Below are 14,357 nucleotides of genomic sequence, written 5' to 3'. Positions count from 1 at the left end.
AGGACTGGCCGATCCTCCAATTCCCCTGTCCAGTCCGCAAGACCCTGTTCACGTACTGGACCGTAACCGGACGGCCGTCACCGCTCAGCGGGACAGCAGGGCCTGTTCCGCCGAACTCCAGGCCGTGCTCGTGACGACGTACAGCGCGGCGGCGAGCGGGACCACCGCCACGGTGACGAGGGTGAAGAAGGACAGGAACGGCAGGAACCGGGTGACCGCGGCAAGGGCGGGCACCTCGCCCGCGGGGCCGGCCGGGACCGGCTGCACGGCCGTCGTGCGCCGGGCGCGCCGGTAGTTGACGGTGGCGACGGCCGTGACGACGACGAAGAGGCCGAGGTAGACCAGTCCGGCCGGGCCGAACACCCCGCCGTCCGTCAGGGCGTCGGTCCAGCGGCCGCCGAGCGGTGCCGCGAGCAGCCGGTGACCGAGCAGGCCGTTGCTCTCGCCGCCGATCGTGGAGCTGGAGAAGAGGTGGTAGAGCAGGAAGAACGCGGGCAGCTGGAGCAGGCTGGGCAGACAGCCGGAGAACGGCGAGACCTTCTCCTGGGTGTGCAGTTCCAGCACCGCCCGCTGGAGCCGCTGCGGGTCCTTGGCGTGCTTGCGGCGCAGTTCGGCGATTCTCGGCTGGAGCGCGGCCTGGGCCTTCCGGCCGCGGGCGGCGGCCCGGGACAGCGGGTGGACGAGGAGTCGTACGAGCGCGGTGAACAGGACGATCGCGGCGGCTGCCGCGGAGGCGTGGAAGAGCGGGGTCAGCAGGTCGGCCAGCTGCTCGACCAGGCGGGCGAAAACGGACATGGGTGAGCCCTCCGAGGGTCTCGTCGTGCCGGAAAGGAGCGGAGAACGGCATGACGAGCCGCGCGGGGTCACGCGCTGAGAGGTATGAGGACGTGCCCTACGCGGCGGTCGCCGGACCGGAGAGCCCGGGTGCTCTGGGCCGCCTCCGGCCGGGCGCGTCGGGATCGCGCTGGGGCAGGAAGGCCGTACGGCGGGCCCGGTCGCGTATCGCCGTGCGGACGCGGGTGGGCGGTACGGCGGGCACGCTGCGCGCGGACAGCAGGGCGCAGGCGGCAAGGGCGGCGGCCGCGGTGGCGGTCGCGGCGAGGGCGACGGCGGTGCTGAGGCCGCCGGTGCCGAGGAGCGCGGCCTGGAGTAGCAGCAACTGCGCCAGGAGCAGCAGGAGGGCGAGGGGGCGCGCGGCGCCGGCGCGGCCGGTCATCAGCACATCCCCCCTTCCTGTGACGTTCTGTCAGTATGCCGGGTGCACCGGATCGGTCTCCAGGGGCTCCAGCAGCCGCTTCGGCCGCAGCAGCGCCCTGCTGACCGGATCCGCCGGGGCGGGGTCGAGTTCCGGCCCCGGCACCATGACAACGTCCCCGACCGGCACCGGAGTTCCGCAGGCCGCGCATTTTCCGTACGGCTCGACCTCCCCGCCGCAGTCCGCGTGCCGGAAGGAGCGCAGCCGGCTCGCGTCGACGTGCTCGCGCCCCCAGTGGCCGAGTGCGCGCAGCACGGGCCAGAGGGCGGCGCCGCGTTCGGTGACGACGTACTCGTCCCGGGGCGGGGTCGCCTGGTACCGGCGCTTTTCGAGGATGCCCTCCTCGGTGAGCGTCCGCAGCCGGGCCGAGAGGACGGCGCGCGGGATGCCGAGGTGGACGAGGAAGTCGTTGTAGCGCCGGACGCCGTAGATCGCGTCGCGGACGACGAGCAGCGTCCACCGCTCGCCGACGACCTCCAGCGCGCGGGCGATGGAGCACTCCTGCGTCACGTAGTCCTTGCCCAGTGCCATGCCCTCCACTGTAACCACCGGCCGCGCATGGGTTCAGTGAACGAACCTTAGGTGTTACGGTACCGGAGACGGCTCAGTTCAATGACAGAACCGACAGGACAGGACAGCCATGCCCCGGCTCGACTCCGCCGCCACCCCGGCACCCGTACGCACCGCCACCCCCCGGAACTCCCCCGTACACCCCCGCGCCACCCTCGCCCTGACCAGCGCGGCCACCGCCGTGGCCCTCATGACGTACACGGCCCCGATGGTCACGCTGCCGGACACCGCGAGGGCCCTGCACACCCCGCTCTCCGCCCAGGCCTGGCTGCTGAACGGCGCCCCCCTCGGCCTCGCCGCCCTCCTGCTGGTGGCCGGCAGCCTCGCCGACGACCACGGCCGGCGGCGGATCTTCCTCGCCGGCACCCTGGGCCTCGGCCTCACCACCGCCCTCGGCGCCCTCACCACGTCGACCTGGCAGTTCACCCTGGCCCGCGTCGCCCAGGGCGCGGCCAGCGCGGCCCTGCTGGCCAGCGCCCTCGGCCTGATCGTGCACGCCTTCCCCAGCCCGCGCGGCCGGCTGCACGCCACCGGGGTGTGGGGCGCCTTCGTCAGCGGCGGCATCGCCGTCGGCCCGCTGCTCGCGGGCGCCCTGCCGAACTGGCGGGCCGGCTACGCCGTCCTCGGCGCCGCCGCCCTCGTCGTGGCCGCGCTCGGCACCCGGGCGCTGGCCGAGTCACGCGCCCCGCGCGGCGGCCGGCCGGACGCGCTCGGCGCGCTCACCTTCGGCCTGACCCTGGTGGCCCTGGTCGCGGCCCTCACCCTGGGCCGGGACGGCTGGCTGCGCGCCCCGGTCGGGCTGCTGTTCGCGGCGGCCGTCGTCCTGGTCGCCGCCTTCGTCGTGGTGGAGCGCCGGACCGGCACGCCGATGATCGACCTCGGGCTGCTGCGCCACACCCCCTTCCTGGCCTCCTCCGCGGGCGGCCTGTTCACCGGACTCGCCGTGATCGGCCTGTTCAGCTTTCTGCCGGCGCTGCTCCAGCAGGCGCTCGGGCTCTCCCCGCTCGCCACGGCGTGGCTGTTCCTGCTCTGGTCCGGGCTGAGCTTCGCCGTCGCCCTCCAGGTCAAACACCTGGCCGGCCGGATCGCCCCGCGCACCCAGCTCGCCGTCGGCTTCACCCTGCACACGGTCGCCGCGGTGACGATGCTCGGCGCCCTCGGCTCCGGCTCCTGGCCCCGCCTGCTGCCCGGCCTGATCGTCGGCGGCCTCGGCAGCGGCCTGCTCAACGGCGCGCTGCCGCTGCTCGCCGTCGAGTCGGTGCCGCCCGGGCGGGCCGCGATGGGCTCCGGCGCCCAGCAGACCTTCCGCTACATCGGCTCCTGCGCCGGCGTGGCCCTGACCATCGCCGTCGCCACCTCGGCCGACGGCCTGGCCCGGGGTGCGGACAGCGCACTGCTGGTGTCGGCGGGGCTGGCGGTGGCGGGCGCGGTGAGCGTGCTGGCGCTGCGGGGGCGAACCGACGGGTGAGTGCTCACCTGGGCCGCACGGACACCAGCTTCGCCCACACCACCAGCCGGTACCGGGAGGTGAACTCGGGGGTGCAGGTGGTCAGGGTGAGGTAGGAGCCCGGGTCGTCGTACCCGTACCCGGGCCGGACGAGCGAGCGCGGCACGGGCCGGAGGACCCCCGCGTCCCCGGCCGAGGTGCGCGGCAGGACCTGGTCGACGTCGTACGTGTACGTCGCCGACCGCGTCTCCACCTCGATCGCGTCCCCGCGCCGCAGCCGGGGCAGGTACCGGAAGGGCTCGCCGTGCGTGTTCCGGTGCCCGGCGAGCGCGAAGTTCCCGGCACGGCCCGGCTGCTGGGTGCCGCGGTAGTGGCCGACGTACCCCTTGTTCAGCACGTCCGCCCTGCTCACGCCCTCGGCGACGGGGACGCGCAGGTGCAGCCGGGGGATGGTGAGCACGGCGTACGCCTGGGAGCGCCGGGGCAGGGTCGCGGGGGTGTACGAACGCCGGGGCCCGGGGGAGGTGCCGGGGACGGCGGACTCGGGGGCGGCGGGCGTACCGGAACGGCCGGGAGAGGCACTCGGTCCAGTCGCCGTACCACTGCCCCACTCCCGCTCCAGCGCCGCCACCGTGCGCTCCGCCCCGCGCCGGGCCTCCCGGTTGGTCCACCACACCTGGTGCACGACGAGCAGCAGGAGCACCAGCCCGGCCGTCACGAGCACCTCGCCCCCGGTCCACAGCACCCGTCTGCGCCGGGCGCTCCTGCGTCGATCGCTGTGCCGTACGACCCGCACGCCCGCCGCAGTCCGCATCCGCGCCCACCTCCACCGAAAGCCGCCCGCACGATAGGCGCAGCGCCCTCGACTGGCCATACAGAAGGGGCGGACAGGCTTCCTCAACGGGTTTGAGAAAGGGGTTCGAGAAAGCGCCGTCGCAACCCTCGACAACGCCGTCCGGCACCCCCGATGCTTCCTGTTGGCATGCCGGGGGGACGACGAGTCGGCACCGCGCCCAGGAACGCGGTGCCCGAGCCGCACGGAGAGGCAGCGAACGACCCATGATCCGACGCAGAACACTGCTGGCCGCCGCGGGAGGCGGCCTCCTCGGCAGCGCACTCGCCACGGGCACCGCCCGGGCGGACGCGACAGTCGCCGTCAACCCGGCCGCCACCTACGGCACTTGGGAGGGCTGGGGCACCTCCCTGGCCTGGTGGGCGAACGTCTTCGGCGCACGGGACGACTTCGCCGACATCTTCTTCACGACCAGGAACACGACGTACAACGGCACCTCGCTGCCCGGCCTCGGCCTGAACATCGCCCGCTACAACCTGGGCGCGTGCAGCTGGAACAGCGTGGGCGGCGAGTCGATGGCCGTCTCCCCCAACATCCCCTCCTTCAAGCAGATCGAGGGCTACTGGCAGGACTGGACGAACGAGGACCCGGCCTCCACGGCCTGGAAATGGACGGCGGACGCGACCCAGCGGGCCATGCTCGTGAAGGCCACCCAGCGCGGAGCCGTCTCCGAACTCTTCGCCAACTCGCCCATGTGGTGGATGTGTTCCAACCACAACCCGTCCGGCGCGGCCGACGGCGGCAACAACCTCCAGTCCTGGAACCACCGCCAGCACGCCTCCCACCTCGCCGCCGTCGCCCTGTACGCCAAACAGCACTGGGGCGTGACCTTCGCGACCGTGGAGGCCTTCAACGAGCCGTCCTCGTCGTGGTGGACGGCCACCGGCACCCAGGAGGGCTGCCGCATCGACGCGAGCACGCAGGCGGCCGTACTGCCGTACCTGCGCAGCGAGCTGGACAAACGCGGCCTGACCGGCACCCGCATCGCCGCGTCGGACGAGACGAGTTACGACCTGGCCCGCACCACCTGGAACTCCTTCTCCGCCACCACGAAGAGCTACGTCGACCGGGTCAACGTGCACGGCTACCAGGGCTCCGGCGGCCGCCGCGACCTGCTCCACACGGACGTCGTGACCACGGCCGGCAAGGCCCTGTGGAACTCGGAGACCGGCGACAGCGACGCCACCGGCATGACGACCGCGAGCAACCTCCTCTACGACTTCCGCTGGCTGCACCCCACCGCCTGGGTGTACTGGCAGGTGATGGACCCGAGCGCGGGCTGGGCGACCATCGCGTACGACCCGAACACGCTCCAGCCGGGCGCGGTCCAGACGAAGTACTACGTCCTCGCCCAGTTCACCCGCCACATCCGCCCCGGCATGACGATCCTGGACACCGGAGTGAGCTACGCGGCGGCGGCCCTGGACCGCTCGGCGAAACGCCTGGTGATCGTCGCGGCGAACACCTCCTCCGCCGCCCAGACCCTGACCTTCGACCTCTCCCGCTTCACCGCCGTCACCGGCGGCTCGGGCGGCCTGGTCCCGCGCTGGAACACGGTCACGACGGGCGGGGACCGCTATACGGCCCACTCGGACACGTATCTGAACGGAAAGTCGGTGTCCGTGCCGTTCGCGGCGAAGTCGGTGCAGACGCTTCAGGTGGACGGTGTGACGGTGTGAGGAGCCGCTGAGGACTCACTGCAGGGGCAGGGCGTCCTGGTAGCCGTTCACGGGCCGGGGCACCTTGGTGACCGTACGGGCGTCCAGCGCGACCGCCGCGGAGCCGGTGCCCAGGGTCCCGCCCGGGTGCCAGGTCCCGGTGACCGTCACCCACGTGTTGGCGGGCAGGGCGGGCCCGCCGTAGACCCGTACCTTCACGGACTGGGCGTCGGCGGCACAGCAGTTGAGGATGATCCGGGTCAGCTCCCAGACCCCGTCCCCCTCGGGCGTGACGAACCCGGTCATCCGGACGGTGCGCCCCTTGAGGGCCTGCCCCCGGTCCTGCCGCACCCGGCTGGTGAAGTCGGAGAGGGTCATGGGCAGGGGCGAGGTGCGGGGCAGCGGACCGAAGTCGCTGTCGTGCACGACGGCCTTCGCCGGCTGCCGGGCGGCGGTGTAGGCACCGAGGGCGGGTGGGGCGTAGAAGAGGAGGCTGAGCGCGGGAAGGAGCAGCAGCCAGGAGACCCGGGGCACGCCGGAGTGGCCGTGGTGCTCCTCGGTCCCCTTTCCCCTGTCGAGGACGGCGCCCGCGATGCCGAGCAGGAGCAGGACGGCTCCCGAGACGATGAGCAGGGGCCGCATGCCCTCCTTGACGTACCGCAGGCAGAGGTCGGTGAAGAGGGAGATGTGCAGCAGTCCGAGCCCGCACAGGACGAGCAGCCCCGCCTGAAGCGACCGTTTCACAGCAGGACCCCTCCGATCAGCGCGCTGCACGCGACGGCGACGACGACGGTGGCGGCGGAGAACCGTACGGCGAAGGGCCGCCCGAAGGTCCCCGCCTGCAGGGCGATGAGCTTCAGGTCGACCATGGGCCCCACCACCATGAACGCCAGCCGCGCGACCGGCGGGAACCCGGCCAGCGAGGCGGCCAGGAAGGCGTCGGCCTCCGAACACACCGCGAGCAGCACGGCGAGCCCGGCGAGGAAGAGCACGGACAGCCAGGGCGCGGCGGCGAAGGTGTCGAGCACGGAGCGCGGGACGGCGACGTTGAAGGTGGCCGCGGCGACGGCGCCGAGCACCAGGAACCCGCCGGCGTGCAGGAAGTCGTGCTGGAAACCGCGCCGGAACTCGTCGAGGCGGCTGTTCCCCTCCTGATGCCCGGTGTGCCGTACGACGGGCCGCAGCCACTCGGCCCGCCCGAACCGCAGCCACAGCCACCCCATGACGACGGCGGTGGCGAGGGAGGCGAGCAGCCGGGCGAGCACCATGGCCGGGTTCCCGGGAAAGGCGATCGCGGTGGCGGTCAGCACGACGGGATTGACGGCGGGCGCGGAGAGCAGGAACGCGAAGGCGGCGGCCGGGGTGACACCGCGGCTGATGAGACTGCCGGCGACCGGAACGGAGGCGCACTCGCACCCCGGCAGCACGACCCCGGCGACCCCGGCCACGGGTACGGCGAACACAGGCCGCCTGGGCAGGATCCTGTGGAACACCCCCTCCGGCACGAAGGCGTTGATCGCGCCGGACAGGGCCGTACCGAGCAGCAGGAACGGCAGCGCCTGCACGACGACGGCCAGACACACGGTCCGCCAGGCCTGCACGGCCGGGGCGTCCCCCCAGCGCCCGAAGAAAAAGAGGAGGGCACCGGGGACGACGGCGGCGCCGACGAGGAGGAGGGGCCAGTGGCGGGGCGGCTCGGCACGCAGGTCCGCCTCGCTCATGGCGTGGGCCTGGCCGTCCTCGACCGGCGCACCCGTCTTCTGCATACCGACTCCGCGTGTAGATGTCGGCACCGAAGATATCCAGATATCCCTACCGGATCGCACGCCCCTGGGGCTCTGGGCCACCTCACTTTTGTCATCGCCCGGCAGTACGGTGTCCCCCATGCGCCCCGACACGCCTGCCGAGAACGTCGACCACACCGCCGAAGCGGCACGCCTGGAGCGGACCGCCGGCCTGTACCCCGAGGACGCCGAGGCCCTCCTCCTCCGGGCGGCGGCCCACCTGGAACTGTCCGGCGACCGCCCCGCGGCGACGGCCCTCTACGACCGCCTGCTGTCGTCCGCCGAAGGGCTGGACAACCCCGCCCTGGTCCGCGCCCTGAAGGCGTCGAACCTGTGGGAGTACGGCCATGAGGCCGAGGCGAGGGCGATCATCGAGGGCATCCGCACGACGTCCCCCCGGGACCCGGCCCCGTGGGTGATCGTGGCCGAGGCCCTCGAATCCCACGACGAGCTGGAAGCGGCGGCGGAGACGTTCGGCGAGGCCGCCCACCTCCTGCTGGGGTCTGTGGAGGAACCCCCTCCCGCCACCCACCCCCTCCTCTACGGCCGTCACCGCGTCCGCCGCATGCTGGGCCTCCCGCACGACGACTGGGACACCCTCGCCGACACCCTCCACACGTCCTCCGTCACCCTGGACGAACTCCACGACCCGAAACGCGTGTGGTCCCTGGGCTCGGACAACCCGGCGGAACTGGAGGCGGAGATCTCCCGCCTCCGAGCCGAACTGGGCGCCTACAGGGAGGCCCTCTCCCGCCCCTTCCCGGTGGCGGTGCTGCACTGGCCGGCCCCGGAACTGTCGGAGCTGCTGTCGGCGTATCCCGCTCTGTCCTCGGAGTACCCCTCCCACGCCGAGCACCTGTCGACCATAGAGTCCTCCCTCCGCGAACTCTCCGCCTCGGGCACCCCCAACCTCGGCATCGTCACGGGCACGGTCCCGTCGTACGAGGCCTTCGCGGCGTCGGAGGGAGCCTCCCCGGGGGACGCGACGCTGCTGCCGCAGTATGCGACGACTTTGGCTGCTCGGGGGCGGGCTGTGGGGTGGCCGCCGCCGAAGGGGGCGGGGTGTTGGTGTGGGACGGCGTTGGGTTACGGGGAGTGTCACGGGGTGGACTAACGGCGCAACCACCACTCACGGTGGTAGCGGAGGTAGTCCAGGTGGATCTTGTGCTGTCGGTGCCGCTTGAGCTTCGGCCGAACGTCCACGCCGAAAGCCCCTGCCCGTACGACAATCGACCAGTCGTCCTCGATGACGATGGCGCCTATGTCTAGGCGGACGTGACAGTTGGGGCAGAGGCACAGGACGTTCGGCTCGACATCAGGGCCCCGATGAGGCTTGCCCAGAGGCCGGATGTGGGCGCCTTCGCTGTACGGCTTGCCGTCCGGGCCGAGCAAGCGAAGGCCGCACACTTGGCACTCTCCGTCATAGAGCCTCTTCACATTCCGTATCACTGCGTCGTCTCGGACCAGACGCTGGACGCGAGCCGTCCGCGTCTCAGGGAACTTCTCACCCTGGGCGACCTCCTCCTCGGCTTCCGCCTCCTCCTCGGACTCGTCCGCGGTGCCCTCGTGGTCTGCCTTTTCCTCGGGCAGTTCGTCTCGCCGTTCCAGCAAGTCGGCGATCTGGTGCTCCAGAGAGGTCGGATCTTGGTGGTCTTCAGGGAGACGCTTCAAGTCGAACTGGCAGATTTCGACTGGCGCGCCGTCGGGGGCCGGCGACTGTGCGACGGCGGTGCGGATGGCCGTGACCAAGTACAGGCCGTCGTACCTGTAGCAATCGATCGGCGAGTACCGTTTGTCACCCTTCCACCCACGGATGACCCGAACCGGATGGCCGCGTTCGTAGCTCCGCTTCAGGGCGGCATTGTCCGCATAGTCCCAGGATTGACTGCGCCGGAGCCTTGGCACCCCCTTGATCTTGTACTTGTCCACGTCAGGTGAGGCGCCCGTATAGCGGATGCTGTCCCAGTCGTCGTGATCGTCCTCGTATCCTCCGTGTAGGACGATGGCGTCCGCTATGTGGCTGCCATCCTCATCTGCAAGGGTTGAGATGCCCCTAACGGTGTCGCTGTGCAGGTTGTTGCGCTTCACCTGCACGCGGCGGTGAAACTCCGCCCCCGGAGCGATGCCGTCTATGTGACCGATCTTTCGTTCTCCCACGACGCCATACTGAAACAAATCGATCACTTGTGTCACTCTCGATTCGCAATGTGACGCAAGCGCAGGCTGTCAGTAGCCCCTGTTACAACTGGTCGTGTCGCAAAGGGACCAAGGGGGCGGGCGTGACGCAGTCAGACCAGACTCAGCCGGTGGCAGGTGTGTACGAGGAGCTTGTCACCCGTCACTTGCAGGACCGCTTGCAGCAGCTGGACGCAGCCGGCTGGAAGGCGGTGGAGGCCGAGGTTAGCGAAGAGTCCACTCCGCACGTGCTCGCCCGCCACATCGCCGAAGCGGTCCGCACCCACCTGAGCCAACTTCCGCACGACAAGCAGGTCGACGCAGCAAACGCGATCATGCGTTCGTTGGCGCCGCACGCCACTGACTCCGAAGAGGATGGGGTGGTCGGCGCCATCGCGGAGGGCCCTCGTCAGTTGCTCGCGCTGGCCAAGCAGGAAGCTCCGGGCGTCTTCGCCATTCGCCCACTCACTCCTTTGTCCGAGACCGCGTTGATCACCAATGCTCCGGACGACCCCAGTCTCGGGGCCGAACTGAGGGCTGAACTGGCCACGGCTGACCGCATCGACCTGCTCTGCGCGTTTGTGAAGTGGTACGGCATACGGGTCCTGGAGGACGCTCTCCGCGCTGCAAAGGACCGGGGCGTGGAAATCCGGGTCATCACGACCACGTACATGGGTGCCACGGACCGTCACGCGCTTGACCGCCTCGTCCGTGACTTCGGGGCCACCGTCAAAATCAACTACGAGACCCGCTCCACACGTCTGCATGCCAAGGCCTGGCTGTTCCGCCGCCATTCAGGCTTCGACACCGCTTATGTGGGCAGCTCGAACCTGTCCAAAGCTGCGCTACTCGATGGCCTGGAGTGGAACGTACGTCTGTCATCGGTCGCCACACCAGCTGTCCTGGACAAGTTCGAGGCGACGTTCGACGCGTACTGGAATGACATCGCCTTCGAGACGTACGACCCCGACTTCCATAGCGAACGCCTGGATGGCGCGCTCGCTCAGGCAGGCGGCACTGCTGCGACCACAGACCTGAAGATCAACCTTTCGGGTCTAGAGGTACGCCCGTTTCCGCACCAGCGGGACATGCTGGAACGACTCAACGTCGAACGCGAGATTCGTGGGCGGAGCCGCAATCTGCTTGTTGCCGCCACGGGCACGGGGAAGACCGTGATGGCTGCGCTGGACTACCGCAGTCTGTGCAGAAAGTCGACCAACGGTCGACCCACGTTGCTGTTCGTAGCCCACCGCAAGGAGATCCTCAACCAGTCCCTGCGTACATACCGGGAGGTACTGGACGACGCCTCCTTCGGGGAACTGCTCCACGCAGGTCAGGATCCGCGGGATTGGAATCACGTCTTCGCCAGCGTTCAGTCGCTGAACATCCGGCGGCTGGAGCAGCTGGCTCCGGATCACTTCGACATCATCGTCATTGACGAGTTTCATCACGCCACCGCCGCCACATATCGCCGGGTTATCGACCACTTCAAGCCAAAGGAGTTGCTCGGCCTGACGGCGACCCCCGAGCGGATGGATGGGCTCAACGTCCAAGACGAGTTCTTCGAGGGACGCATCGCTGCCGAGATGCGACTGTGGGAGGCCCTCGAGAACGATTTGCTGTGCCCGTTCCACTACTTCGGCATCCCAGACGGTACAGATCTAAGGAACCTGGGCTGGCAGAAGGGCACGTACGCCGATCAGGAGCTCGACAACCTCTACACGGGCAACGACGCGCGGGCCCGGATTGTGGTGAAGCAGATCCGAGACAAGGTGTCGAACCCCGCGACGATGCGTGCGCTGGGCTTCTGCGTCAGCAAGAGACACGCCCGCTTCATGGTGGACTTCTTCACCACGGCCGGGTTCCAGGCCGTGGCGCTGGACAGCGACTCGCCCGCTGACGTACGCACCCAGGCGCTGAATAACCTGCGTGACGGCAAGCTGCAGGTGATCTTCTCCGTCGACTTGTTCAATGAGGGACTCGACATCCCCGACGTCGACACCCTTCTCCTCCTCCGTCCCACCAACAGCGCGAAGATCTTTCTTCAGCAGTTGGGACGGGGCCTGAGGCGTACCGAGAGGAAGCCAGTTCTCACGGTCCTCGACTTCATCGGACAGCACCGAGCGGAGTTCCGCTTCGAGGAACAGTTCCGGGCCCTGACGAACCTGTCGCGGAACCGGCTGGTCGAGCACATCGAGCACGACTTCCCCCAGCTGCCGTCTGGCTGCCAAATCCTGCTGGAAGGCAAGTCCAAGGACCTCATTCTCGACAACATCCGGAGCCAACTGGGCGCAAACGTCCGCACATTGGTGAGCGAGGTCAAGGCCTACAGCACGCCGCGCCTCGCGGACTACCTCCGCGAGAGTCGCCGGGAGATCAAGGAGCTGTACAAGAACGACAACTCCTGGACGACCGTCCTGCGCCGGGCCGGACTGATCGAGGATGTCGCGCCGGCGGGTGAAGCGGCACTACTCAAGAGAGTGCATGCCTTTCTCCACGTGGATGATCCCCAGCGCGCCCAGGCCTACCTCCGCCTCCTCGAAGACGACGCCCCGTCGTACGGGGAACTGGGGCCAACTGATCAGTCGTATGCCCGCATGCTGTTCTTCAACGTCTGGGACAACGCCGGCGGTTTCACCAGCTTCGAAGAGGGCCTTGAGTCGTTGCGTTCCCAGCGGCCGTTCCGGGACGAGCTGCGGCAAGTGCTGTCGTACGTCATCGATCAGGCAGACCACTTCCCTATCCCGCTATCGGGCCGGCTCCGCAACGTTCCGCTGATGGTCCACAGCGCGTACAACCGCTCCGAGATCCTCGCCGCGCTAGGCGTGGCCCGCTTCGGTGGCCAGATGCCCCGGTCGTTCGCGCAGGGCGTGCAATGGGTTGAGGAACTCCAGACGGACGCCTTGCTCATCACATTGGAGAAGAACGAGAAGGACTTCTCCCCGACTGTCCGGTACAAGGACTACGCGCTGAGCCCGACGCTCTTCCACTGGGAGTCCCAGAACTCGACGGCCGCTGACTCCGGCACCGGCATGCGATACCGGGAACACGCCCAGCGAGGCAGTGAGGTCCTGTTGTTCATGCGCCGCTACAAGAACACGGACACGGGCAAGCCACAACCATGGATGCTCCTTGGTCCCGCGACCTACGTGACGCACACGGGCAGCAAGCCGATGGCCATCACTTGGCGCCTCAAGCACGAGCTTCCGGCCGACGTGTGGACGTACTCAGCCATCACCGCGAGCTGACGGGGCGATAAGTCTGGGATGCCGCGGGCAAGGGTTGACGGGCGCCGCCCAGGTGTGCGGCGCCCGTCGCTGTCATGCCGTCGGTGCCAGGTCCGCCCGGCCGAAGAGGAGGGCGTAGCCCGGGGGGAGTTGGGTCAGGACGCGGGTGGTCAGGGACTCGCCGATGTGGGTCGACAGGACACTCAGGACCGAGCTGACGTCCCAGCGGGCCGTGGCGGGGGTCGAGCCCTCTATGCGGGTGGCGACCGACTCGACGAACTCGCGGGCTGTCAGGGGGTGGGTCGCGGGGATCTGGGAGGCGATCACGCGGCCCGCCTCGCGGGGGAGCGCCTGAGCCAGGGCGACGCGTTCGTCGCCGGTGACGTGGCCGCCCAGGGCCGAGAGGACGATGCGGGTGACGCGTTCCGCCTCCGCCCGCGTCGGGTACTGGCCCGCGTCACGCACCGCCTCGGTCAGCTCCAGCCAGGCGGTGTCCTCCGCCTCGCCCTTGGCGCGCGGGCGCGGGGACGGGGTGGGGATGGTGGTTCTGGGCTGCGGGGTCGTCACGGTCATCGTGCTGGCTCCTCCTCCGGGACACTTCGGGGCACCGGAAGCCCGGCTACCCCGTAACGCAGCGGGCATGAGCGGGAGTTCGGCCAATGTGTGCGGCCGGTGAGGTCGTGTTGTCGGGTGGGGGTGCTGTGGCTGGATGTGGTGTGCTGTGGCCTCCGCGGTGTGAGGTCGCTGGGTCCGTACGGCAGGCTGCCGCGTCCCGGGCCCGCTCGGGCCGCGGGACGCGTGCGTGTCGGGTGTGCCGGGGCCGCCGGTGGTTGGCGGGTGCCGGCCTACCCGGCGAGCCGCCGGTGGCCGGCGGTGCCGGGGTTGCCTGGCTCAGCCGCTGATCTGCTTGCGGTCGTCGCCCCCGCCGCTGATCTGGATCCTGCGCGGCTTGGCCTGTTCGGCCACCGGGATGCGCAGGGTCAGGACGCCGGCGTCGTACGAGGCGTCGATGCGGTCCGTGTCGAGGGTCTCGCCCAGGAACAGCTGGCGGGTGAAGGTGCCCGTGGGGCGTTCGGCGACCAGCATCTCCGCGTCCTCGGGAGCGGGGCCGCGGCGCTCGGCTCGGACGTTGAGGACGTTGCGCTCGACGTCGAGTTCGATCGACTCCGGGTCGATGCCGGGAAGGTCGAAGTGGACCAGGAACTCGTCCCCCGAGCGGTACGCGTCCATCGGCATCGCGGCCGGGCGGGTGGTCGCGCCGAAGAGCTGCTGCGTGAGCCGGTCGAGATCGCGGAACGGGTCCGTGCGCATGAGCATCACAGGTCACTCCTCTCCTCAGGGACTGGGATGCGATGCCCTACGGCTTCTTATATAACTCTGCGCCGGAA

Annotated in this window: 13 protein-coding genes; 4 read left to right on the top strand and 9 right to left on the bottom strand. The window is 69.9% G+C overall.

Going from position 1 to position 14,357, the window contains the following annotated elements; translation table 11 throughout:
- Positions 1-84: 84 nt before the first annotated feature.
- The 3 genes from ACZ4U1_RS06605 to ACZ4U1_RS06595 all read right to left on the bottom strand — a co-directional run bounded on the left by ACZ4U1_RS06605 (position 85) and on the right by ACZ4U1_RS06595 (position 1,795).
- Positions 85-795, bottom strand: a complete 711-nt coding sequence (locus ACZ4U1_RS06605; protein WP_467900399.1) for a YidC/Oxa1 family membrane protein insertase — start codon at positions 793-795, stop codon at positions 85-87.
- Between the two features lie 97 nt (positions 796-892).
- On the bottom strand, positions 893-1,216 hold the full coding sequence (locus ACZ4U1_RS06600; protein ID WP_467900397.1) for a DUF6412 domain-containing protein: 324 nt from the start codon (positions 1,214-1,216) through the stop codon (positions 893-895).
- Positions 1,217-1,246: 30 nt separating this feature from the next.
- On the bottom strand, positions 1,247-1,795 hold the full coding sequence (locus ACZ4U1_RS06595) for a winged helix-turn-helix transcriptional regulator (RefSeq protein ID WP_467901443.1): 549 nt from the start codon (positions 1,793-1,795) through the stop codon (positions 1,247-1,249).
- A 100-nt stretch (positions 1,796-1,895) separates the two neighbouring features.
- Here ACZ4U1_RS06595 and ACZ4U1_RS06590 point away from each other — a divergent pair, with 100 nt between their 5' ends.
- Complete coding sequence (locus ACZ4U1_RS06590) at positions 1,896-3,293, top strand: MFS transporter (protein ID WP_467900395.1); 1,398 nt, start codon at positions 1,896-1,898, stop codon at positions 3,291-3,293.
- A gap of 4 nt (positions 3,294-3,297) precedes the next feature.
- Here the strand turns inward: ACZ4U1_RS06590 and ACZ4U1_RS06585 are convergent, their stop codons facing one another.
- Positions 3,298-4,086, bottom strand: coding sequence for a class E sortase (locus ACZ4U1_RS06585; protein WP_467900393.1), 789 nt, complete (start codon positions 4,084-4,086; stop codon positions 3,298-3,300).
- A 245-nt stretch (positions 4,087-4,331) separates the two neighbouring features.
- On the opposite strand from ACZ4U1_RS06585, the gene ACZ4U1_RS06580 reads away from it, so the two are divergent.
- Positions 4,332-5,804: a glycoside hydrolase gene (locus ACZ4U1_RS06580; protein ID WP_467900391.1), complete on the top strand. Its 1,473-nt coding sequence runs from the start codon at positions 4,332-4,334 to the stop codon at positions 5,802-5,804.
- Positions 5,805-5,819: 15 nt separating this feature from the next.
- Here the strand turns inward: ACZ4U1_RS06580 and ACZ4U1_RS06575 are convergent, their stop codons facing one another.
- Positions 5,820-6,527 carry a TIGR03943 family putative permease subunit gene (locus ACZ4U1_RS06575; RefSeq protein ID WP_467900388.1) on the bottom strand — a complete coding sequence of 236 codons (708 nt, stop codon included), beginning with the start codon at positions 6,525-6,527 and terminating at the stop codon, positions 5,820-5,822.
- Positions 6,524-7,549: a permease gene (locus ACZ4U1_RS06570; protein WP_467900385.1), complete on the bottom strand. Its 1,026-nt coding sequence runs from the start codon at positions 7,547-7,549 to the stop codon at positions 6,524-6,526. The genes ACZ4U1_RS06575 and ACZ4U1_RS06570 overlap by 4 nt, the downstream gene beginning before the upstream one ends.
- 118 nt (positions 7,550-7,667) lie before the next feature.
- Here ACZ4U1_RS06570 and ACZ4U1_RS06565 point away from each other — a divergent pair, with 118 nt between their 5' ends.
- A complete protein-coding gene (locus ACZ4U1_RS06565) occupies positions 7,668-8,681 on the top strand; it encodes a hypothetical protein (protein ID WP_467900383.1) in 1,014 nt (337 codons plus the stop codon).
- Here the strand turns inward: ACZ4U1_RS06565 and ACZ4U1_RS06560 are convergent.
- Positions 8,678-9,751 carry a YDG/SRA domain-containing protein gene (locus tag ACZ4U1_RS06560; RefSeq protein ID WP_467900381.1) on the bottom strand — a complete coding sequence of 358 codons (1,074 nt, stop codon included), beginning with the start codon at positions 9,749-9,751 and terminating at the stop codon, positions 8,678-8,680. The genes ACZ4U1_RS06565 and ACZ4U1_RS06560 overlap by 4 nt on opposite strands.
- Positions 9,752-9,846: 95 nt before the next feature.
- Here ACZ4U1_RS06560 and ACZ4U1_RS06555 point away from each other — a divergent pair, with 95 nt between their 5' ends.
- A complete protein-coding gene (locus ACZ4U1_RS06555) occupies positions 9,847-12,990 on the top strand; it encodes a DEAD/DEAH box helicase (protein ID WP_467900378.1) in 3,144 nt (1,047 codons plus the stop codon).
- A 72-nt stretch (positions 12,991-13,062) separates the two neighbouring features.
- Here ACZ4U1_RS06555 and ACZ4U1_RS06550 read toward each other — a convergent pair whose 3' ends face one another.
- On the bottom strand, positions 13,063-13,542 hold the full coding sequence (locus ACZ4U1_RS06550; protein ID WP_467900376.1) for a DUF2267 domain-containing protein: 480 nt from the start codon (positions 13,540-13,542) through the stop codon (positions 13,063-13,065).
- Positions 13,543-13,860: 318 nt separating this feature from the next.
- Complete coding sequence (locus tag ACZ4U1_RS06545; protein ID WP_467900374.1) at positions 13,861-14,286, bottom strand: Hsp20/alpha crystallin family protein; 426 nt, start codon at positions 14,284-14,286, stop codon at positions 13,861-13,863.
- Between the last annotated feature and the right edge of the window lie 71 nt (positions 14,287-14,357).

The sequence above is a fragment of the Streptomyces sp. NPDC028928 genome (genome assembly GCF_055564915.1).
Note: the sequence above shows the minus strand (reverse complement) of the source record. Positions and strands in the feature narration are given on the sequence as shown.